Here is a 19,551-nt window from a genome sequence, read left to right as displayed (position 1 = left end):
CAGATGAAGAAAAAAAGTATAATTTTAAGTCTACTATTGGTGTTGTGTTTTACAGGAATGGCGCAACTCCCCCCGGTGTTTAAGAATCAGGATCCAGGTAAAGTCCGATCGACAAGCTTAGTTCGTAAAAATCTTACACCTGAGCGAATTGTTTGGAGTTCTGATACCACCGGAAATTATATCCGGAATGCAGAATCGTTGCTAAATCCAAGTACTGGACAAGCAGATTTAAGCTTTGGCGAGTTTTTTACGATTCAAAATGATGAGGAAACTCAGCACGGAATTATACTTGATTTTGGTAGAGAAATCCAGGGAGGAATCGAAATAGTTACAACCCGTGGAAATCTGAGTCCTGCCGGGAAAGTGCGTATTCGTTTTGGTGAATCGGTAGCAGAAACAATGTGTGATGTTGGAGAAAACGGAGCAACCAACGACCATGCCATGCGTGATTTTGAAGTGACATTACCAACTATGGGCCGGTTGGAAGTAGGCGAATCCGGATTCCGTTTTGTACGCGTCGATTTAGTGGGCCCAAATGCAAAAATCCTAATCAAAGAAATTAGTGCCAGTTTCAGGTATCGAGACATTCCTTATTTAGGTTCATTCGCAAGTAATGACGAACAACTGAATAATATTTGGATGACCGGCGCATATACCGTCCATCTTAATATGAATGAATATCTTTTGGATGGAATAAAAAGAGACCGTCTGGTTTGGGCCGGTGATATGCATCCTGAAATGATGACAATTAATTCAGTATTTGGCTACAATGATGTGGTACCAAAAAGTCTTGACTTTGCCCGTGATCAATATCCATTGCCCAATTGGATGAATGATATTAGTTCGTACTCAATGTGGTGGATACTTCTGCAGCAAGAATGGTATAAATCTCAAGGAGACTTTGAGTACCTGGCCAAGCAAGAAGAATATCTCGTTGGAATACTTAACCAACTTGCAAAACATATTGACGAGGATGGAAAAGAAACGTTGGATGGAATGCGCTTTCTGGACTGGCCATCCAGTGAAAATGAAGCAGCTATTCATGCGGGTCTGCAATCAATGATGGTTATGAGCTTTGAGGCAGGTGCAGAACTTTGTAGCTTGCTCGACATCCCGGAGACCAGGGAGATGTGTCTCCAATCAATAGAGAAATTAAAAAAACATATACCTGATATGGCGGGATCGAAACAAGCTGCTGCTTTGTTGGCCATGTCGGGATTAATTTCACCGGAAAAAGCAAACTCTGAAGTGCTAGCTAAAGATGGCGTTCATAAAATGTCAACCTTCTATGGTTATTACATGCTGATTGCACGTGCTATGGCTGGCGATTATCAGGGAGCGATTGACAATATCAGGGAATATTGGGGAGCTATGCTCGACTTGGGAGCTACTACTTTTTGGGAAGATTTTGACATCAGTTGGATGGAAAACGCAGCCCGGATTGACGAGTTGGTACCTGAAGGAAAAGTAAATGTACATGCAACTTATGGAGGCTACTGCTATGAAGGTTACCGACATAGTTTTTGTCATGGATGGGCATCAGGTCCGACAGCTTGGTTAACACAGTATGTACTTGGTATAAATGTGGTAGAAACGGGATGCAAAACGATAAAAATCAGTCCTCATCTTGGCGACCTTGAATGGGTTAAAGGAACTTATCCAACTCCGATGGGCATTTTGTCTGTCGAGCATAAAAAAATGCCGGATGGTTCAGTGCAAACAAAATATACAGAACCTGATGGCGTAAAAATTATTCTGGAATAATGAAGTATTGTCTCATAATTACTCTTTTTCTATTTTTTGTTCAAGGGGCTGTTGGTCAAAATCCAATTGTTCCGGCCGGTATGTATATTGCCGATCCATCAGCACATGTCTGGAAGGATGGAAAATTATATGTTTATGGTTCATTGGATGAAAGCACTGAATATTACTGTTCGTTCAAACATCATGTGCTTTCAACTTCCGATTTGAGAAACTGGAATATTACAGAAAATGTTTTTTCTTCGATTGGAGAAAATGACCAGGTTCCTTATTCTAATAAAGAACTCTACGCTCCGGATTGTCAGTACAAGGATGGTACATATTACTTGTATTATTGCCAACCAGATCGAAAGGCCGCAGAAGGTGTCGCTACAAGCAGCTCTCCATTAGGGCCATTCATGAACGGCAGAAAAATGAACTTAGCCGGAATAGAAGAAATTGATCCTGCTGTGTTTATCGATGATGATGGTCAGGCTTACTATATATGGGGCCAATTTCAGGCAAAAATTGCCAAACTAAAGCCTAATATGACAGAAATAGATACTTCGACTATTGTAACTGATGTGATTACCGAAAAGGAGCACTACTTTCATGAAGGAAGTTACATGGTTAAACGCAATGGCATTTATTACCTGATATATTCAGATATGAGCCGTAATAATCGGCCAACTTGCATTGGGTATTCTACCAGTAATTCACCAATGGGACCGTTTAAATACGGTGGGGTAATAGTTGACAATGATAAATGTGATCCGGCAACATGGAACAACCATGGATCTATTGTTGAGTTTAACGGACAATGGTACGTTTTTTATCATCGATCAACCCATAATAGCCGGATGATGCGAAAAGCTTGCGTCGAACCCATTTATTTCAATGAAGATGGATCTATTGATGAGGTTGAAATGACATCACAGGGTGCAGGCCCTCCGTTAAATGCCTTTGAAAAAATTGATGCCGAACGTGCTTGCCAGTTATTCGGGAATGTAAGAATTGAACAATGGGAGCAAGCTAATGAAAAACTTGGAAAAATTCAGGATGGTGATAACGTGGCTTATAAATACGTTGATTTTAAGAACAGAGCAGATGAAATCAAGTTGAGAGTTAAAGCACTTAAAAATGGCGGAACAATCATTATCAAACTTGATCAACCATGGGGACCTAATGCTGGAGAGTTAACCATACCGGGGAGAGAAAATGCAGAATGGGAAATCGTTTCTGCCAAAATCAAAAAAGTTGAGGGAATTCATTCTGTTTGGTTGACATTTCAGGGGAAAGATGGTGAGATGTTTGACCTGGACTGGTTTGAATTCGGTCATTAGCAATGAAAGAGAACTAAAATACGCATAAATGAAAGTAAAAGACAAAACAATAGTTGTTACCGGTGGTGGAAGCGGAATGGGTAGAGAACTGGTTTTAGCATTGCTGAAGAAAGGTGCTAAAGTAGTTGCCATCGATATTAATAAAGATTCGTTGGAGGAAACGGTTCGAATAGCCGGGGATTATGGCATTAATGCTAGTACATTTGTGTTAGATATTACAGATAAATCTGCCGTTGAAGAAACAGTAAAAAAAATGCTTGTGCGGCTTAAGTCGATTGATGGACTCATTAACAATGCTGGAATAATTCAGCCATTTGCCGCGGTAAACGATTTGGAGTATAAAACTACCGAAAGGGTAATGAACGTCAACTTCTGGGGGACATACTATTTAACCAAAACCTTACTTCCGCATCTATTAACACGACCTGAAGCACATATTGTAAATGTTTCCAGTATGGGAGGATTTATTCCATTTCCAACCCAAACCATTTATGGTGCTTCGAAGGCAGCTGTAAAAATATTAACTGAAGGACTTTATGCGGAATTAAAAAACACTCAGGTAAAAGTGACAGTAGTTCATCCGGGTGCAATTATGACGAACATTACACAAAATTCGGGATTAGGTGGACCGAAGGTTGATAACAACGATAAGAATAATATGGCACTTTCTCCTTCAAAAGCAGCTCAGATTATCATCAGAGCAATGGAGAAAAACAAATTCAGAGCTACAGTAGGAAAGGATGCCTGGTTTTTGGATAAGCTTTATCGTTTGGCACCAAAATTTGCAACTAACTTTATTGGTAAGATGATGAAAAAGAGCCTTGCACAACATTAACCATTAGGATAATTGCTCTCTGTTCCCGAAATTAAAAGTTTTCAAATTAAACCATAAAATGAACCTGAAATTAGCAGCCCTATTAGGATTTGTATTCCTTCTTTCAAGCAGTTGTACTGATAAGAGACCAAAAGAAGACGAATTGGAAATCAATCTTAAAACGATGAATTTTATTGGCGAGGTTGACGAAAGGTACCAGTCAATAAATATCGAAATGTGTGAAGTTGTGGGAGGCGATTTTTGGATTCCTTATCACCTCTTTGATACTGCAAAAGTAAAAAGCGGTGGATTTGCGGCTTTGAAACGATCAATCCCGCCCGTAAATCTTTACGATAATAAACTTCGCACACTTGCTTCAGCCTTGGGACCAATGTATGTGAGGGTGAGTGGGACATGGGCAAACACAACTTATTTTCAGGATAATGACGAATCGAAACTCAAAGCTGCGCCCGAAGGATATGAAAATGTTTTAACCAGGGCAGAATGGAAAGGTGTTATTGATTTTTGTAAAGCAACCGATTCGAAACTCGTAACTTCTTTTGCCATTAGTAATGGAATGCGCGACGAGGATGGAAACTGGATGCCGGCGCAGATTGAGCCACTAATAAATTATACTAAAGCGATTGGTGGAGAAATTGCTGCTGCCGAAATGTTTAACGAACCTTCTCATGCCGGACATGGGGGTGCTCCGGAGGGATATGATGGAAATGCGTTTGCAAGGGATTTCGAAGCTTTTAAAAGTTACGTTGATGTGGCTATCCCTGAAATGAAAATTCTTGGCCCGGGCTCAACGGGTGAAGGCGGTATAATTTCTGGGCAGTCGTTATCAACCGACAGTATTTTTACAGCACATCCAAAACCTGAGTTCGAAATATTTACTTATCACTATTATGGTTGGGTATCGAAACGTTGTATGGGTAACCGTACACCGGAAAATGCTTTGGATGAAGACTGGCTGAGCAAAACAGAACTCGGGTTGGAGTATTATGAAAATGCACGTAATAGATATGTGCCGGGTGCACCCATTTGGTTAACAGAAACGGCAGAGACTGCGTGCGGAGGAAATCCCTGGGCCGCAACATATGTAGATTGTTTTCGATATTTGGAACAACTAGGGAGATTGGCGAAAAAAGGGGTGAAAGTGGTAATGCACAACACCCTTTGCGCCAGCGAGTATGCGTTGCTTGAACAAGATACGCATGAACCACGACCAAATTACTGGGCTGCTCTGCTTTGGAATAAATTGATGGGGGAAAAAGTATACGATGCAGGATTAAATGACGATGGAATTGATGTTTTTGCCCACAATCTAAAAGGGCAAAAAGACGGATTCGCTGTTTTAATTGTAAACCCAGGCGCTTCAGAAAAGACGGTGGTAATTCCTTCAAATGCCGAACAATACCTGCTTACTGCTAATGGCGAAAATCTTCAAACTAAATCGGTAAAACTCAATGGTGAAGTACTGAAATTAACTTCAGACGAAAGTTTGCCTACGATAAAAGGGGAAAGAATAAAAGCCGGTGAAATTCAGGTTCCCGCATACAGTATATTATTCCTGTCATTTAATGAAATTTAGAATCTTATTCTATGCATGTTTTATCAGCTGTTTTCCTTTACAAAAATCTAAACCAGGAAACTATAAACCTTCAAAATTGTACAATATGATCTATCATTACCGAGCAGGATTTTATGCTTTAATCTTCTTCCTATCGATAAGTTGGGGATGTAATTCAAAATCCGATAATATGGACAACGAGCGTGAGCAGTTATTTAATAACGGATGGAAGTTTATACGTGATTCTATTGGCGAAGCGGAACAATTGGTATTTAACGATTCTGCCTGGTTGGAGGTTGATCTTCCTCATGATTTTAGTTTGATGGACATCGATGGAGAAGATGCTGCTGACCAGATTGGTCCTTTCTCAAAAAAGTCTCCTGGGAACGGAAATTCAACCGGACATTTTTTGGGAGGAACCGGATGGTACCGAAAAACTTTTTCGATCGATAAAAAGGATGAAGGGAAAACCGTCATATTAAAGTTTGAAGGTGTTTACATGGAATCGGAAGTTTGGGTGAATGGCCATAAAGCCGGCAGTCATAAAAATGGCTATACTCCTTTCTGGATCAATATTACACCGTTTTTGAACACGGCAGAAGAATCGAATGTAGTTGCAGTAAAGGTTGAAAATATTGGCCGAAATTCGCGCTGGTATAGCGGTTCTGGAATTTACCGAAACGTGTATATACAGGTCACTGATCCTGTTCATGTTGGGGTTTGGGGAACAAAAATTACTACGCCGGAAATCAATCCCAACGAAGCAGTTGTCGAGGCTGAAGTTACGGTTCAGAATGACAATATAAAGGAGGTAAATGCAGAGATAACAATTAATATTAAAGACGCGAATAATATTTTAGTAGGTACTGTCGGCGGATCAGATGTAATTCCATCAAAATCAGAGGCAGTAGTAAGAAGTCTGGTCAAAGTTGAAAATCCGGTTCTCTGGTCATTGGATTCGCCTAATCTTTATACCGCAGAAGTGGTCGTTAAAGTAGGGGATGAGGTAAAAGACATATACGATCAAACTTTTGGAATCCGTACTATAGAGTTCTCTGCCGATAAAGGATTTCTTCTAAACGGAGAATCAGTTTTACTAAAAGGAGCATGTATCCACCATGATAACGGATTGCTTGGTGCAGCTGCATTTGAAAGAGCAGAAGAGAGAAAAGTTGAGGTATTAAAAGCCAATGGTTTTAATGCAATTCGCTGTGCTCATAATCCATTTTCTGACGCTTTTTATAAGGCTTGCGATAAATATGGAATGCTGGTGATTAGCGAATTTACAGATATGTGGGAAAACTATAAAAATCCTCAGGATTATTCGCTGTTTTTCAAGGATTGGTGGGAAAAAGATTTAACCAACTGGATGATGCACGATCGAAATCATCCAAGCATTATTATGTGGAGTATCGGAAATGAAATTTTTGAGCCGGTGGATTCAACTCGTTTACGAATTGGTACTCAACTGGCGAATCGTGTCAGGGAGTTGGATGATAGTCGTGGTGTAACCATGGGAGTAACAGGATTTTTCTATCCAAAAGGGTGGGAGTCAACAACTCCAATGTTTGATCTGCTTGATGTTTGTGGTTATAATTATATGATCGATGAAGTAGAATCCGATCATCAGAAATTCCCGGAGCGAATAATTTATATGTCAGAGTCCTACGCTACATCTGCTTACGATTATTGGGAAACTGTAGAAAAATACCCTTTTGTGATAGGCGATTTTATATGGACAGCCTGGGATTATCTGGGTGAAGTTTCTATTGGAAAACCGAATTATGTTCCGGAAAGTCAGGGACTGGGATTTTCAGGGAATTTCTCCGGATTTAAACTGCCGGAAGGTGTAAATATATTTGATCTTCAGGCGATGCGTCCATCTAACTGGCCCTATTTTCTTGCCAATTGCGGAGACATTGATATAACCGGGGAGAAAACTCCACAAATGCTCTATCGCGATGTAATTTGGGGAAACAGCAATCTTGAAATAAATGTACATGAGCTAATTCCTGAAGGAATGATAGAAACAGCAGGAGCATGGTCGTGGCCAATGGAATTTCCTCATTGGAACTGGCCGGGAAGTGAAGGTAAACCACTTCAGGTAAGAGTGTTTACAAGGGCTTCACAGGTTAAACTGGAATTGAATGGAGAATTGTTTGCTGAAAAGGACTTAGCTGAAGCAGATAAATACATCGCCACATTTGAGGTGCCATATCAACCCGGAGAATTAAAAGCCTCTTGTTTTGAAAAAGGCGTAGAGGTTGAAAGCAAAATATTAAAAACTGCTACGGAACCAAAGACCATCAGGCTAACTGCAGAGCAGAGTAAATTGATAGCTGATCGTAAAGAAGTAGTATTCGTAAAGGTTGAAGTGTTGGACGAATCAGGACAACTTGTTCCAACTAATGAAGTAACAATTGAATTATCTATATCAGGAAATGGTGAAATTATTGCTTCGGGCAATGCAAGTCCCAATGACATGGAGAGTTTTAATAGCACAAACATAAAAACATATCAGGGGAAAGCACAGGTAGTCATTCGTCCATTCGCTAAAGCTGGTGAAATAATATTAAAAGCTCACTCTCAAAATTTAACAGATGGAGTACTAAAAATTGTTTCAGAATAAATATTAAACCTTTGAATAGAAAAAACAGGTTTGTGGTCATTTAATGTTGTAGGTTTGTAGTAATGATCGATAAATTGATAAATACAATAAAGGAAGACGAGAAGAATTGGTCGCGCTTTCAGAAGGTATTTGTTGAAAGAGAAATTACCTCAAAAACGATCCTGTTACAGGAAGGGGAAATTTCGAAGCATATTTACCTCATTAAACAAGGCTGCCTGCGTGAGTGGTTTAATAAAGATGGAAAAGATATAACCTTCCAATTCTTTTTTGAAGGACAGGCTATTGCTTCCATCGATAGCTTCATGAATAACAAACCAAATCTATTTACTATTGAAAGTATTGAACCATCTATTTTTGTGGTTTTTTAGGCCTTTTTTTGATGTGTATTTTGTGCAAACAAAAAGAGTCACAAGAAATAAATCTTGTAACTATTGATATTTATGTTGGTATTTGAGTCTTCGGTTTAAAAAGAAATTCCAGCTGCTTTTCTTATCTTCAAAGTACAGTTCCCATCCAATGGATACAGAAAACAACATTATTGCAAAAGATGCCAAGTGCCTAGCAGAAAGAGTTTCTGGACTAACTTATAAGCTATTCTTTTGGCGGAATAGCTTTTATGAAGTGTCGTATACATACGGAAGTGATGATATAAAGAGGATAGAACATTTGGAGAATGAAAGTACCCTGAACCTTTACATTGAAGCTATGCACCACACCGGGGAGCCGGATACATGTGAACGCGATCAGGATGAGAACCTGAACAAAACAGGAAAGATAATAGCCAGGATTTTAAAAGAGGACCATTTGGATTTTTATCTTAAGCTGCTTTGGGATCAAAAACTACACTGGTATTGCAATATGCTTGAAGTACGTGCAGCCTACCTCATTGATGAAATTAAGACGGCTGAGATTAAAATAATCGAAGCCAGGGACATAGCTATCCGGGAGTTACTAAAGGGCGATCCTGAACGGCATATAAAACCACCCTACATCAAAACATCGGAAGGAGGGATAATGATACAATATCCAAGGTGGACTTATAACAGGAAAAGCATGGCCAACTTTATCATTGAAGATGATTTTCTATATGGTAATGGAATTAATGATGTTTTGGGTAGAGTTCATTCCTTTGGTGGCTATGAAGATGCTACTGTGCAGGAATATTGGGATGAGCAATCACGGTTAATTGAAGAGATTAAGCGGAAGAGAGGGATTGCATAAAATTCAACTTACATCTTAGGAAGATGATAAAGTCGGGACAATATCGGGACATAAAAAAAAGATTAACCTGTTTTTCAACTAGTTAATCCTTTTAAAAGTCGGGATACCAGGATTCGAACCTGGGACCCCCTGGTCCCAAAACAGGATCGAATGTCGCCGAATGAATATCCGAATTTTAATTGATGAGTTTATGAAACTAGGGAAGTAATAATTTTTTCTTTGGTTATAATATCTTTAGGGTATGCATCAGGGTATGAGTCAAAAGAAAACCCGATGTAATAATCTGTATAACATCGGGTTGTAATATGTATTAGTGCCCAGAAAAAGACTCGAACATTAAATAGTGTCTATATCATTCTCAGATTAATACTATTTTGATTTTGTATATTTCTTTGAAGGTAATAGGTTAAAATTTAATTGTAAAATCTGCGACTAAATTGCGACTATTCAAATAGAAAAAGGTTAACAAGTATTTGTTAACCTTTTGATAATCAGTTGTCGGGATGACAAGATTTGAACTTGCGACCCCTCGCCCCCCAGACGAGTACGCTACCAGACTGCGCCACATCCCGAAATAATGTGCCTGCAAATGTAATGTTAGAATTCGTTATTACAAAAGCTTTTTTTCAATTTCCACCGAAATAAGATCAATAGAATTCATTTATCGCATATGTTTATAATCGATTAGTTTTTTCTTCGCAAACTCACTTTGTTTTGTATTTTTGTCGCAAAAATTACATACCATGTTTAAACCACTTGATATTAACGATAACGAAGAAAAAAAATCCGGTGAAGAGGCTGCTAGCGAGCGTGTTAAATGTTTGATTGTTGGGTCGGGACCTGCAGGTTACACTGCGGCTATTTACGCTGCCCGGGCCAACCTTGAGCCGGTAATGTACGAAGGCTTGCAGCCCGGCGGACAATTAACCACTACTACAGAAGTTGAAAATTACCCGGGTTACCCCGAAGGAGTTACCGGTCCGGTAATGATGGAAGACCTTAAAAAGCAAGCACAACGTTTCGGAACTGATGTACGTTGGGGAATGGCTACAAAAGTTGATTTCTCGGGTGAAATTCATAAGGTTTGGATCGACGATGAAAAATTGATCGAAGCTGAAACCGTGATAATTGCAACCGGTGCAACTGCCAAATATCTGGGGCTTGAAGATGAGAAAAAATATGCCGGTGGCGGAGTTTCTGCCTGTGCAACCTGCGACGGATTTTTCTACAAAGGAAAAGACGTAGCCGTTGTTGGCGGGGGAGATACAGCAACTGAAGAAGCCATGTACCTGGCCGGTTTGTGTAACAAGGTATATTTGATTGTTCGCCGCGATGAGCTTCGTGCCTCAAAAGTAATGGCGGAGCGCACGATGAAAACTCCAAACATCGAGATTCTGTGGAAGCACCAAACCAAAGGATTGTTTGGCGATAACGGAGTTGTTGAAGGCGCAACGCTGGTTAAAAATTTAGGTGAAGCCGGTGAGGAAGAAGTGAAGATCAAAATCGATGGTTTCTTCCTGGGAATCGGACACAAACCAAACTCCGATATTTTCAAAGATTACATCGATACCAACGAGGTTGGATACATTAACACCGTTCCCGGAACTTCTAAAACAAATGTTAAGGGGGTATTTGCCTGTGGCGATGTTCAGGATGATCAGTATCGTCAGGCAGTAACGGCAGCCGGTTCAGGGTGTATGGCCGCTATTGATGCCGAACGCTACCTTTCCGAAAAACACGGATAATTCATTTATTACGATAGAGCAACAAAGCAGGAGAGATCCTGCTTTTTTTTGTTTTAAACGCGGAAAACAGATACAGCAGGATACGGGAAACAAACAGATTTATTTAATTTGCAATTCATAAATCGGAACCTGAAAACTGTTATGAACAAAAAGCAATTACTGGCATTCGATCTGGGTGCATCGAGCGGTAGAGCCATTCTTGGAACATTAGAAAACGGGAAACTGGAACTGACAGAAATTCACCGTTTTAAAAACCAAATGATCCGTATTCACGGAAATTATTACTGGAATATTTACAGCCTTTTTGAAGAGCTGAAAACAGGATTGAAAAAATGTATCCTCGAGCATCGTGTACAGCCAGATTCCATTGGGATTGATACCTGGGGAGTTGACTATTCGCTGGTTTCAGAATCAGGACAACTGGTGGGACTTCCGTTTGCATACCGCGATCACCGGACTGATCAAATAATGGACGAGTTCTTTACTATTATGTCTAAAAAGGATACCTATCTGCTTACCGGTATACAGTTTTTGCAGTTCAACACCTTGTTTCAGTTGTTTGCTTCAAAAAAGGAAAGTCACTCGCGATTAAATATTGCCAAAAGCCTTCTTTTTACACCCGATACGCTAAACTACCTCTTTACTGGCGAAAAGAAGAATGAATATACTATCGCCAGCACTTCGCAGATGGTAAAGCCGGGTAAAGCCGAGTGGGAAGAAAAATTACTTTCGGCGGTTGGCGTTCAACCCGGACTCGTTGAAGAACTGGTTCAGCCGGGAACTTTAATTGGCAACATTCTGCCCGAAATTCAGGAAGATACAGGAAGTAAAGAAATACCATGTGTTGCTGTGGCGTCGCACGATACGGCATCGGCCATTGCATCGGTTCCTGCAAGCGATGGCAACTGGGCATACCTGAGTTCAGGTACCTGGTCATTACTTGGAATAGAAAGTACGGTGCCACTGGTTTCGGAAGAAACACTCGAGATGAATTTCACCAATGAAGGCGGTGTGGATGGAACTAGCCGTTTCCTGAAAAACATTATGGGAATGTGGCTGATTCAGGAATGCAAACGCATTTGGGATGAAGAAAAGGAGCTGGAGTGGCAGGAAATTGTGGACATGTGCATGGATGCTCCGCATTTTAAATGCTTTATCAATCCTGACAATTCAGTATTTCTCAATCCGGGAAATATGCCCAAAGCCATTCAGAAATATTGCCGAAATACCGGACAGGCTGTGCCGGAAACGAAGGGCGAGATCGCACGTTGTATTTACGATAGCCTGGTGCTAAAATATAAATTTACCATCGAACAGATTGAGTCGGTTATCGGCAAAAAAATAGATAAGCTTCACATTATAGGAGGAGGTGCCAATAACAGCATGATGAACCAGTTAACGGCCGATGCGTTGGGAATCCCGGTTTATGCCGGACCAACTGAAGCAACGGCAATTGGGAATTTAATGATCCAGGCACGTGCCCTGAAAGCGGTAGATTCGCTTGATGAAATAAGGCAGGTGGTAAAGAATTCGTTCGAATTAATAGAACATCAACCCAATCCATCACTCGACTGGGATTCAGCCTACCTCAGGTTTAAAGAACTCGACTAATTTGTTATTTGAAAGTGATCCTTTTGAAAGGACAGGATTCAGAAATAAGTTATTTCAGGCTGTAAAATACCGAGAAGAAATGCATGATGCTTCCCGCCAAAACAAACAGGTGCCAGATGCCATGACCATACTTCAGCTTTCGCCAGGCATAGAAAATAACACCGATTGAATAACAGGCTCCTCCGATAAAAAGGAAGACAACGCTGGCAGGAGGCAGGTTCTTGATCATTGGAACAATGGCAAAAACAAACATCCAGCCCATAGCAAGATAAATGCCCACCATTAATTTACGAAAGCGCGTAAGGTAAATCGAACGGATAACAACTCCACCAATGGCCAGCGCCCATATAATCCCAAAAATGGTCCAGCCCAAAGCACCACGCAAGGTTGTCAGAACATAAGGCGTGTAGGTTCCGGCAATAAGCAGAAATATGGCAGCATGATCGAAACGCGCGAAAAGGTTCTTGATTTTTTCTTTGGTAAAACTGTGATACAAGGTTGAAGCCAGATACAACATAACCATTGTACTGCCAAATATGCTGAAACTAACCACGTGCCATGCATTGCCTTTTGTGGCTGCAATAACCACCAATAAAACCAGTGCAGCAATGCTTAATAAAGTACCGATTCCGTGAGTTATACTATTGAAAATCTCTTCACCCAAACTCAAAGTTCGGTATCCTTCTTCCATTCGATTTTGCCTTTTCATACTATCCATGCCAATTATTCGAATAATGATCAAAGATATTCGAAAATAACCAAATAACATTCAGGCAAATGTTAATGAATGATTATTAAAAATAAGAGTTTTGTGAATCGGCTGTAAATCAACCGATAAATACATTTGTGTGTCTGTTATTTAGAATCGTCGGCTATTCGGGGCCAATAATTTCAATAAATATTCCGTCGGGATCCTGTACCAGCAAAAATTTTTGATTGCCACCGATCGTCGAAGGGGAGCCGCTTAAAATTTTCACCTCATGCTTTTTAAGCCTTTCCAATACAGGATTGATATGTTTCACTTTTAGCGTAATGTATTGCATCCCCGTATCATCGCTCATGTGTTTTTGTTTCGGATGCTGCGATTTTGTCCCCAGGCTCATCAACTTCCATTCGCTGGCCTGTTCGCTGTTTTCGAGCTTTAGTATGGTCACATCGAGCTGGTATTTATCGGTTAAACCGAGTTCTTTACCGGTTTCCTTATCAACCGAGAATTCTCCTGTTTTAGTCATTCCTATAATGTTGGTATAGAAGTCGATGGAGCGTTCCAGGTTTTCAACTACAACGCCAATCCCAATGCTGCGATTACTAAAGTTGTTTTGGGCAAAGCTTGCGAGTATCCAAAGGTTCAGAAAAGCGAAAACTGCTAATTTTTTCATAAGGTGTGGTTTAATTGATTATTGGTGGAAGTAAAGTTACAATTTTAGCGGATAAGAATTGAGGTAAGTTGTATCTTTAAGCAAAATGTAGCATCATGGATTTTCCACAGGTAAGTAACAGCAATGTTGAAGCCCTTTTAAATAAAGCGGAAATTGTTCGGCAAACCGCTGAACAGATCATGAAAGATTTTGGGATGTTTGGTGTTGAAATTTCATTTTCGGGAGATGTACACCAGGCCTACGGGGAACTTCACCATCAGTTGGTTGACCAAATTAGCCGCTTAATTGAAACGAATTACGATCTTTTATTGTCCGTGCTTTATCAGGTGGATATTACCGAACGGGAAATGGCAAAAGCCCAGGCCGAATTGCCGCAGTATACCCACATTGAAGTGATTGCACACCAGGTAATTGCCAGAGACCTTAAAAAAGTGTTATTGCGTCGTTATTTTAAAATGAAAGATGCCACCGATCGCTTCAATGACAACGAATTGATGGCATAGAAAAAGCGCCGAAAAGGCGCTTTATATATCATTCAAAAAATTTTTACTGTCCGAATACATACCTGATGTTAAATCCAAAACCTCCGGCATGAAAACTGGTATTATCAACAACTTCCAACAAAGGGCGGTAGTCAATGCCTAATGCCATAGGGATACTGTTAAATCTGTATTCAAGACCTATCTCAAAAGCAGCTCCAAAGTTAAAGTTGGTGTCATTATCTTTACCATTATCATATACTCCAAGATAAGGTCCAACACCCATATACCAATTAAAAGCTTCACCGCCAAGAGGTCTGTACAGAAAATCCCATAACATATCAACGCCGAAACCGTTACCGAATGACACATCAGCATGGATTCTACTAAATTGCCCGGTGCTAAAAATTCCATCTATAGCTACATTTCCTCCCGAAACATCACCAAAGCGAACACCAAGTTCTTGGGCATTTGAAGCGACGATACTTCCCATAACAATTGCTGCAACCAGCAAGACTTTTTTAATTGTGCTTTTCATAATTTTTAATTTACGTGTGGATTATTTGTTTTCAAGTTACAAAATTACGAACAATATGTTCAGTCAAATAGTATTAATCTTTGAAAAAGGTTTGTTTATCGGGGGTATAAAAAGTGTTTCAAATGTTAGAGTGGTCGTACTACAGCAATGCCTGTTGTGCTTTTTCCGGCTCTTAGATAATCTTCAAGTGTATTCTTGGAAATTACCACTTTTTTGGCGGAAGATGAAGCATGCATCAGATGAATCCGACCATTTATACGCACCAGAATTCCAACATGCGACATATCCAGTCCGGCAATCGAGGTCGTTATCCCAACAATATCGCCCGCTTTGAGCTGGGTTTCATGACCGGAAATCTGATCCTCAGGAATATAGAACATTTTTCGCTTGCTGATTTCTTTCTCTTTTTTAGCCAATGCATCCACAAAATCCTTGTTTGATTTAAGTTGCGGATAACTGTCGGGGTGAGTACTCATAAAATCAACACGGAGCGGATAAACTGTGTTGGTAATTTGTTTTGAGTATTGTTTAACAAATCCTTGTTGTTCATTCTCAAAAATCCAATCGCTAAAGTAATGAAGCCTCGATGGATAATTATCGATGACGCCAAAGCGGTACCTGATTTTTTGAAGTTCCCCTGCAAAAGCAAAAAATGAAGTATTTCCATTCTTTACACAGCGTGCAATAGCCAGGCAGTTTTCAGCGTATGTGGTGCAATCCATTCCGCGAAGATTGACAATTAACTGTTCTTTTTCTGATTCAAGGGTATGTGCGACATAAGGTGTCCCCAACAACGATTCTCCGGCAAGAACAACGAGTTCTGCTGTCGATTTATCGGATTCCAGTTGCAGCTTTTCAAATATTTCGGATAAGATCGCCGCGTCTTCTTCCTGGAAAACGACCTTGTTTTGGGCCAATGACAAATTAGCCCATACAATCAGGAAAAGAAGGAGTAATCGGATTTTCATTTGTTATCAGTTTTTATCCTTTACACGCATAAATCGAAATAGTTTCATGATGTAGTTGGGCAGCGGTCGGTGTCCTCGTTTTTTGAGGTCCATGTACCAGCCAATTTTCTTAAGTATCGGGATCCGGTGCGTCTCCACAAACTCTATAAGTGTGCCTTCCGGTGCCTGGATATAGGCAAAATTTCCGGCTGCTTCGCCCATGTCGAAGGTTTCCATGGCTTTAGCGCTGTCAACCGTAAACGGATGGCCCACATTTTTTGCTCGTTCGCGAAAAGCATCCATACCGTTGATGTCGAAACAAAGGTGAATAAAACCGGGATCTCCCCAGATACGACCTTCATAAATATCGCGGCCTTCGTAATCGATAGCTTCAATAAGTTCGATAACCGACTGGCCAAAAAACGGACTGAATGCACCACTTTTTACATCGGAATGTTTTAGTAAGATACGTCGGAATTTTCGATCGCCTCCGGGCAGTCCTTTCAGGTCTTCAAAAACTCCCGTTTTATCGTAAACAATCTGGTCGTATTGCAATATTTCCTGGTAAACGGGCAGGCTTTCTTCCATGTTTTTTACTCCGATCAAAGCGCCGAGAATTCCCCCACTAACCGATTTTTCCTTTTTACGGAATACGCTTTTCTGGTTTTTAACTTCCCACATGTTCCCGTAAATATCTTTCAGGTAGAAATGATCGTTGCCTGCCGGATCTTTTGTTACGGGTGTAAGAATATTTAGCCCGGAAGCCTTGAACGTATTGTAGGCTTTTTTTACGTTTTTGGTTTTTATTTTTCCAATGGTAATACCAAGATCACCAAGCTGAATCTCGAAAGGGCAGGGAACTGGTTTTTTCCCGGTGTGTTGCCAGATCTCGAATCCGCCGCCACCCTGCATATTCAGTGCCAAAACGGCATGACGTTTTCGTGGTTTACCGTCGGTATGTGCCAACATTAATTCGGCGGTAGCTTCTTCTTCGAACATCCTGATGTCCATCGAAAAATGTTGACGATACCATTTCCAGGCTTCGTGAACATTTTCCACTCCAACTCCCAATTGTTGTATTCCGTTAATTTCCTCTTTCATACCTTTTTCTTGTTGAATTACATAGGTTTAACACGTGAAGCGAGGTAGTAGTACAAGGCAGGAATAAACCTGCGGATATGTACCATTATTTTATCTTTTTTCCCAACCAAAATCTCTTTTTTCTCTTTTTTTAGCCCATTACAAATTTTACGGGCACAAACGTCAGCTGGCATTCCTTTTGCCTGGTTATCATCTAGCTTTCCGTGGGCTTTCCCTTCTTTATTAACGGCATTTACCGAAATGTTGGTATTTATAAATCCGGGAATGATCATCGAAACCTTAATGTTGTTTGATTTGTTTTCGGCCAGCAAACTCTCGAAAAAACCATGCAAGGCGTGTTTCGATGCCGAATACGATGAACGGTACGGAAATCCAAATTTTCCAACCAGGCTGGAAGTTGCAGCCAGTTGTCCACCACCATTTTTAATCATATCGGGTAAAACCAGTTTGGTCAAAGCGATGGTACCAAAGTAATTTACCTCGAATAATTTACGATCTACAAACATTGGGGTTTCACTTACCAGCGATCTTTGGCTGATCCCTCCCAAACTGTACAAGGCATCAATTCGAAGATTTTTAGCTATTACCGTTTGGTAGGCGGCTTCCACAGATTTTTCGTTACCAAGGTCGAATGGAACAGTGGTCACCTCGCAATTCTTGGCTTCACAGGTCGCTTTTACTTCATTGAGCGCTTCTTCGTTTCTACCCGATAAAATCAGGTGTCCGGCTTCCTCCGAAAGTTCGATGGCCATTGCTTTTCCAATGCCCGAAGTTGCCCCTGTTACCCATATGGTTTTTCCCTTAAAAAGCATCGTTTTTTCCAGAATTCACGAAGATAATAGAATATTTAGGCACAGAAGAATTCAAGCCTTTAAAATTCTTAAAAATTTGCACAATTGTTTTGCTATTGTGACCTCAGTTATAGGCTGATGCCTTACTTCGTACTTGCAGTATCGTTTGACCGTTCAGGAAAGACAAGGCTAAAAACAATACCCATTGCAAACGCCAGCAGATAACTTGCCAATCGTTCGGAAACTCCTGTGATATCCACCAGCCAGGTTTTCCATACTACGGCCGAGATGGTTCCTGTAATCAGGATGGCAAAAATCCCGGTTCGTGACAATTTCTTCCAGAACAGAAGCAAAATAATTGCGGGTCCGAATGAAGCTCCAATTCCGCTCCAGGCGTAGGATACCAGTCCATACACTGTGTCTTCCATGGTTATTGCCAGTATAAAACCGATAACACCAACTGCGAGGGTCAGGATTTTATTCAAAAACAACATTCTCCGCTCCTCGATTTTGTGCGTTGTAACATGGAGGTAAAAGTCTTCAGTCATTGACGAAGATACAACCATCAATTGTGACGAAGCTGTTGACATCATTGCTGAAACTGCACCAGATAGCAGTATTCCTGCCAAAATCGGATTTAACAAAGTCATGACCATAAGTGGCAATATCTCTTCTGAATCCTGCGCCACACTCGAAGCTGCTTCTCCTAACAGGCCAGCCTGGACCAGTTTGTAACCTACAACTCCAATCAAAAATGCCCCAATATATGCCAGTAGGGTCCAGATGATGGCCAGCCAGCGACTTTGCTGAGTTTCTTTTTTGTTGCGCATGGCCATCATTCGGGTCAGCAATTGTGGTTGACCGGTGTAACCAAATGCCCAGCTTAATCCGTTCAGAATAAGCAAACCTCCGGTGGCCTGTTTTGCCGTATCAATATTCAGAGGGACCAAATAACTGGCATGTGTTATGGCTTCAGCAATATTGATGTTGTGGGTAGCCGCAATGCCCAGGGCAACTATGGGAAGTACAACACAGGTTACAACCATGAGTACGGCCTGAAAGGCATCGGTGGCAACCACAGTGATAAAACCACCGAGCATGGTGTACAGTGTTACCAGCGACGAACCAATCACCATGCCCCAAAACGGATCGATTTTAAACGTATCGTTGAAAATTTTACCGGCACCACTGAACTGGGCCGCGATGTACAATACAAAAAAGAAAATAATGATGAACGACGACAGAATACCGAAACTTCGCTGTGTGCCTCTGAATTTTGCCGAAAATAAACCCGGTACTGTTAGTGCACCTGTTTTTTCAGTGAGTCTTTGCAGCGGCTCGGCCATAAATATCCAAAGAAAGAGGATCCCGCTCACACAGCCTAATGCAACCCAAATTGCCGCCATTCCTTCGGCGTAGGCATGCCCGGTCAGTCCCAAAAGCAGCCAGGCCGATTCGCCTGTGGCACGTTCGGACAAAGCGAGTGAAAAACCGGAGATTTTTTTCCCGCCAATTACAAAATCGTTGTTGGTCTTTGAACGACGTGCGGAGTAGCTTACAATTCCTATGAGAATGACAATGTAGGCAATAAAAACAAGGATCATAAATTTGTGCTGCTTTAGTTGAAATTCATTAAA

At 40.8% G+C, this 19,551-nt stretch carries 17 protein-coding genes and 1 tRNA gene; 10 read left to right on the top strand and 8 right to left on the bottom strand.

Annotated features, from left to right (window positions below):
* Positions 1-3 precede the first annotated feature (3 nt).
* The 7 genes from WFY05_RS11235 (at position 4) to WFY05_RS11205 (ending at position 9,323) form a co-directional block, all read left to right on the top strand.
* Positions 4-1,764, top strand: a complete 1,761-nt coding sequence (locus tag WFY05_RS11235) for an alpha-L-rhamnosidase-related protein (RefSeq protein ID WP_340112942.1) — start codon at positions 4-6, stop codon at positions 1,762-1,764.
* Positions 1,764-3,083, top strand: coding sequence for a family 43 glycosylhydrolase (locus WFY05_RS11230; protein ID WP_340112941.1), 1,320 nt, complete (start codon positions 1,764-1,766; stop codon positions 3,081-3,083). Before WFY05_RS11235 ends, WFY05_RS11230 begins: the two co-directional genes overlap by 1 nt.
* Positions 3,084-3,111: 28 nt before the next feature.
* Positions 3,112-3,918 (top strand): SDR family NAD(P)-dependent oxidoreductase, encoded by an 807-nt coding sequence (locus tag WFY05_RS11225; RefSeq protein WP_340112940.1) that lies wholly within the window; start codon positions 3,112-3,114, stop codon positions 3,916-3,918.
* A gap of 58 nt (positions 3,919-3,976) precedes the next feature.
* Complete coding sequence (locus WFY05_RS11220; protein ID WP_340112939.1) at positions 3,977-5,494, top strand: hypothetical protein; 1,518 nt, start codon at positions 3,977-3,979, stop codon at positions 5,492-5,494.
* Between the two features lie 85 nt (positions 5,495-5,579).
* A complete protein-coding gene (locus WFY05_RS11215) occupies positions 5,580-8,102 on the top strand; it encodes a glycoside hydrolase family 2 TIM barrel-domain containing protein (RefSeq protein WP_340112938.1) in 2,523 nt (840 codons plus the stop codon).
* A gap of 62 nt (positions 8,103-8,164) precedes the next feature.
* Positions 8,165-8,470: a Crp/Fnr family transcriptional regulator gene (locus tag WFY05_RS11210; protein ID WP_340112937.1), complete on the top strand. Its 306-nt coding sequence runs from the start codon at positions 8,165-8,167 to the stop codon at positions 8,468-8,470.
* Positions 8,471-8,618: 148 nt separating this feature from the next.
* Positions 8,619-9,323 (top strand): hypothetical protein, encoded by a 705-nt coding sequence (locus WFY05_RS11205; RefSeq protein ID WP_340112936.1) that lies wholly within the window; start codon positions 8,619-8,621, stop codon positions 9,321-9,323.
* 498 nt (positions 9,324-9,821) lie between these two features.
* Here WFY05_RS11205 and WFY05_RS11200 read toward each other — a convergent pair.
* Positions 9,822-9,895, bottom strand: a tRNA-Pro gene (locus WFY05_RS11200).
* A gap of 171 nt (positions 9,896-10,066) precedes the next feature.
* Between WFY05_RS11200 and trxB the strand changes: the two genes are divergently transcribed.
* Both trxB and rhaB read left to right on the top strand, forming a co-directional pair.
* Positions 10,067-11,068 (top strand): thioredoxin-disulfide reductase, encoded by a 1,002-nt coding sequence (gene trxB, locus WFY05_RS11195; RefSeq protein WP_340112935.1) that lies wholly within the window; start codon positions 10,067-10,069, stop codon positions 11,066-11,068.
* A gap of 141 nt (positions 11,069-11,209) precedes the next feature.
* Positions 11,210-12,679 (top strand): rhamnulokinase, encoded by a 1,470-nt coding sequence (gene rhaB / locus WFY05_RS11190; protein ID WP_340112934.1) that lies wholly within the window; start codon positions 11,210-11,212, stop codon positions 12,677-12,679.
* A gap of 49 nt (positions 12,680-12,728) precedes the next feature.
* Here the strand turns inward: rhaB and trhA are convergent, their stop codons facing one another.
* Positions 12,729-13,370: a PAQR family membrane homeostasis protein TrhA gene (trhA, locus tag WFY05_RS11185; RefSeq protein WP_340112933.1), complete on the bottom strand. Its 642-nt coding sequence runs from the start codon at positions 13,368-13,370 to the stop codon at positions 12,729-12,731.
* Between the two features lie 181 nt (positions 13,371-13,551).
* Entirely contained in the window at positions 13,552-14,058 is a 507-nt protein-coding gene (locus tag WFY05_RS11180) for a VOC family protein (RefSeq protein WP_340112931.1), read from the bottom strand.
* 95 nt (positions 14,059-14,153) lie between these two features.
* Here WFY05_RS11180 and WFY05_RS11175 point away from each other — a divergent pair, with 95 nt between their 5' ends.
* Positions 14,154-14,561 (top strand): hypothetical protein, encoded by a 408-nt coding sequence (locus WFY05_RS11175; RefSeq protein ID WP_340112930.1) that lies wholly within the window; start codon positions 14,154-14,156, stop codon positions 14,559-14,561.
* 43 nt (positions 14,562-14,604) lie between these two features.
* Here WFY05_RS11175 and WFY05_RS11170 read toward each other — a convergent pair whose 3' ends face one another.
* The 5 genes from WFY05_RS11170 to WFY05_RS11150 form a co-directional block, all read right to left on the bottom strand.
* Entirely contained in the window at positions 14,605-15,075 is a 471-nt protein-coding gene (locus WFY05_RS11170; RefSeq protein ID WP_340112929.1) for a hypothetical protein, read from the bottom strand.
* A 125-nt stretch (positions 15,076-15,200) separates the two neighbouring features.
* Positions 15,201-16,043 carry an N-acetylmuramoyl-L-alanine amidase-like domain-containing protein gene (locus tag WFY05_RS11165; protein ID WP_340112928.1) on the bottom strand — a complete coding sequence of 281 codons (843 nt, stop codon included), beginning with the start codon at positions 16,041-16,043 and terminating at the stop codon, positions 15,201-15,203.
* 6 nt (positions 16,044-16,049) lie between these two features.
* Positions 16,050-17,123, bottom strand: coding sequence for a VOC family protein (locus WFY05_RS11160; protein WP_340112927.1), 1,074 nt, complete (start codon positions 17,121-17,123; stop codon positions 16,050-16,052).
* Between the two features lie 17 nt (positions 17,124-17,140).
* A complete protein-coding gene (locus WFY05_RS11155) occupies positions 17,141-17,935 on the bottom strand; it encodes an SDR family NAD(P)-dependent oxidoreductase (RefSeq protein WP_340112926.1) in 795 nt (264 codons plus the stop codon).
* 122 nt (positions 17,936-18,057) lie between these two features.
* Positions 18,058-19,518: a sodium/proline symporter gene (locus WFY05_RS11150; RefSeq protein ID WP_340112925.1), complete on the bottom strand. Its 1,461-nt coding sequence runs from the start codon at positions 19,516-19,518 to the stop codon at positions 18,058-18,060.
* Between the last annotated feature and the right edge of the window lie 33 nt (positions 19,519-19,551).

It is taken from the genome of Maribellus mangrovi, from assembly GCF_037646455.1.
GTDB classification, from domain to species: Bacteria; Bacteroidota; Bacteroidia; order Bacteroidales; family Prolixibacteraceae; genus Draconibacterium; species Draconibacterium mangrovi_A.
This window is presented reverse-complemented; position numbering and strand designations above follow the sequence as displayed.

What these genes read in the sequence shown, in the direction of transcription:
- WFY05_RS11225 (WP_340112940.1), top strand. Translation starts at nt 3,112, where the DNA reads ATGAAAGTAAAAGACAAAACAATAGTTGTTACCGGTGGTGGAAGCGGA.
- WFY05_RS11205 (WP_340112936.1), top strand. Translation starts at nt 8,619, where the DNA reads ATGGATACAGAAAACAACATTATTGCAAAAGATGCCAAGTGCCTAGCA.
- WFY05_RS11230 (WP_340112941.1), top strand. Translation starts at nt 1,764, where the DNA reads ATGAAGTATTGTCTCATAATTACTCTTTTTCTATTTTTTGTTCAAGGG.
- WFY05_RS11160 (WP_340112927.1), bottom strand. Translation starts at nt 17,123, where the DNA reads ATGAAAGAGGAAATTAACGGAATACAACAATTGGGAGTTGGAGTGGAA.
- rhaB (WP_340112934.1), top strand. Translation starts at nt 11,210, where the DNA reads ATGAACAAAAAGCAATTACTGGCATTCGATCTGGGTGCATCGAGCGGT.
- WFY05_RS11210 (WP_340112937.1), top strand. Translation starts at nt 8,165, where the DNA reads ATGATCGATAAATTGATAAATACAATAAAGGAAGACGAGAAGAATTGG.
- WFY05_RS11235 (WP_340112942.1), top strand. Translation starts at nt 4, where the DNA reads ATGAAGAAAAAAAGTATAATTTTAAGTCTACTATTGGTGTTGTGTTTT.
- WFY05_RS11150 (WP_340112925.1), bottom strand. Translation starts at nt 19,518, where the DNA reads ATGATCCTTGTTTTTATTGCCTACATTGTCATTCTCATAGGAATTGTA.
- WFY05_RS11170 (WP_340112929.1), bottom strand. Translation starts at nt 15,075, where the DNA reads ATGAAAAGCACAATTAAAAAAGTCTTGCTGGTTGCAGCAATTGTTATG.
- WFY05_RS11215 (WP_340112938.1), top strand. Translation starts at nt 5,580, where the DNA reads ATGATCTATCATTACCGAGCAGGATTTTATGCTTTAATCTTCTTCCTA.
- WFY05_RS11165 (WP_340112928.1), bottom strand. Translation starts at nt 16,043, where the DNA reads ATGAAAATCCGATTACTCCTTCTTTTCCTGATTGTATGGGCTAATTTG.
- WFY05_RS11155 (WP_340112926.1), bottom strand. Translation starts at nt 17,935, where the DNA reads ATGCTTTTTAAGGGAAAAACCATATGGGTAACAGGGGCAACTTCGGGC.
- trxB (WP_340112935.1), top strand. Translation starts at nt 10,067, where the DNA reads ATGTTTAAACCACTTGATATTAACGATAACGAAGAAAAAAAATCCGGT.
- WFY05_RS11220 (WP_340112939.1), top strand. Translation starts at nt 3,977, where the DNA reads ATGAACCTGAAATTAGCAGCCCTATTAGGATTTGTATTCCTTCTTTCA.
- WFY05_RS11175 (WP_340112930.1), top strand. Translation starts at nt 14,154, where the DNA reads ATGGATTTTCCACAGGTAAGTAACAGCAATGTTGAAGCCCTTTTAAAT.
- WFY05_RS11180 (WP_340112931.1), bottom strand. Translation starts at nt 14,058, where the DNA reads ATGAAAAAATTAGCAGTTTTCGCTTTTCTGAACCTTTGGATACTCGCA.
- trhA (WP_340112933.1), bottom strand. Translation starts at nt 13,370, where the DNA reads ATGGAAGAAGGATACCGAACTTTGAGTTTGGGTGAAGAGATTTTCAAT.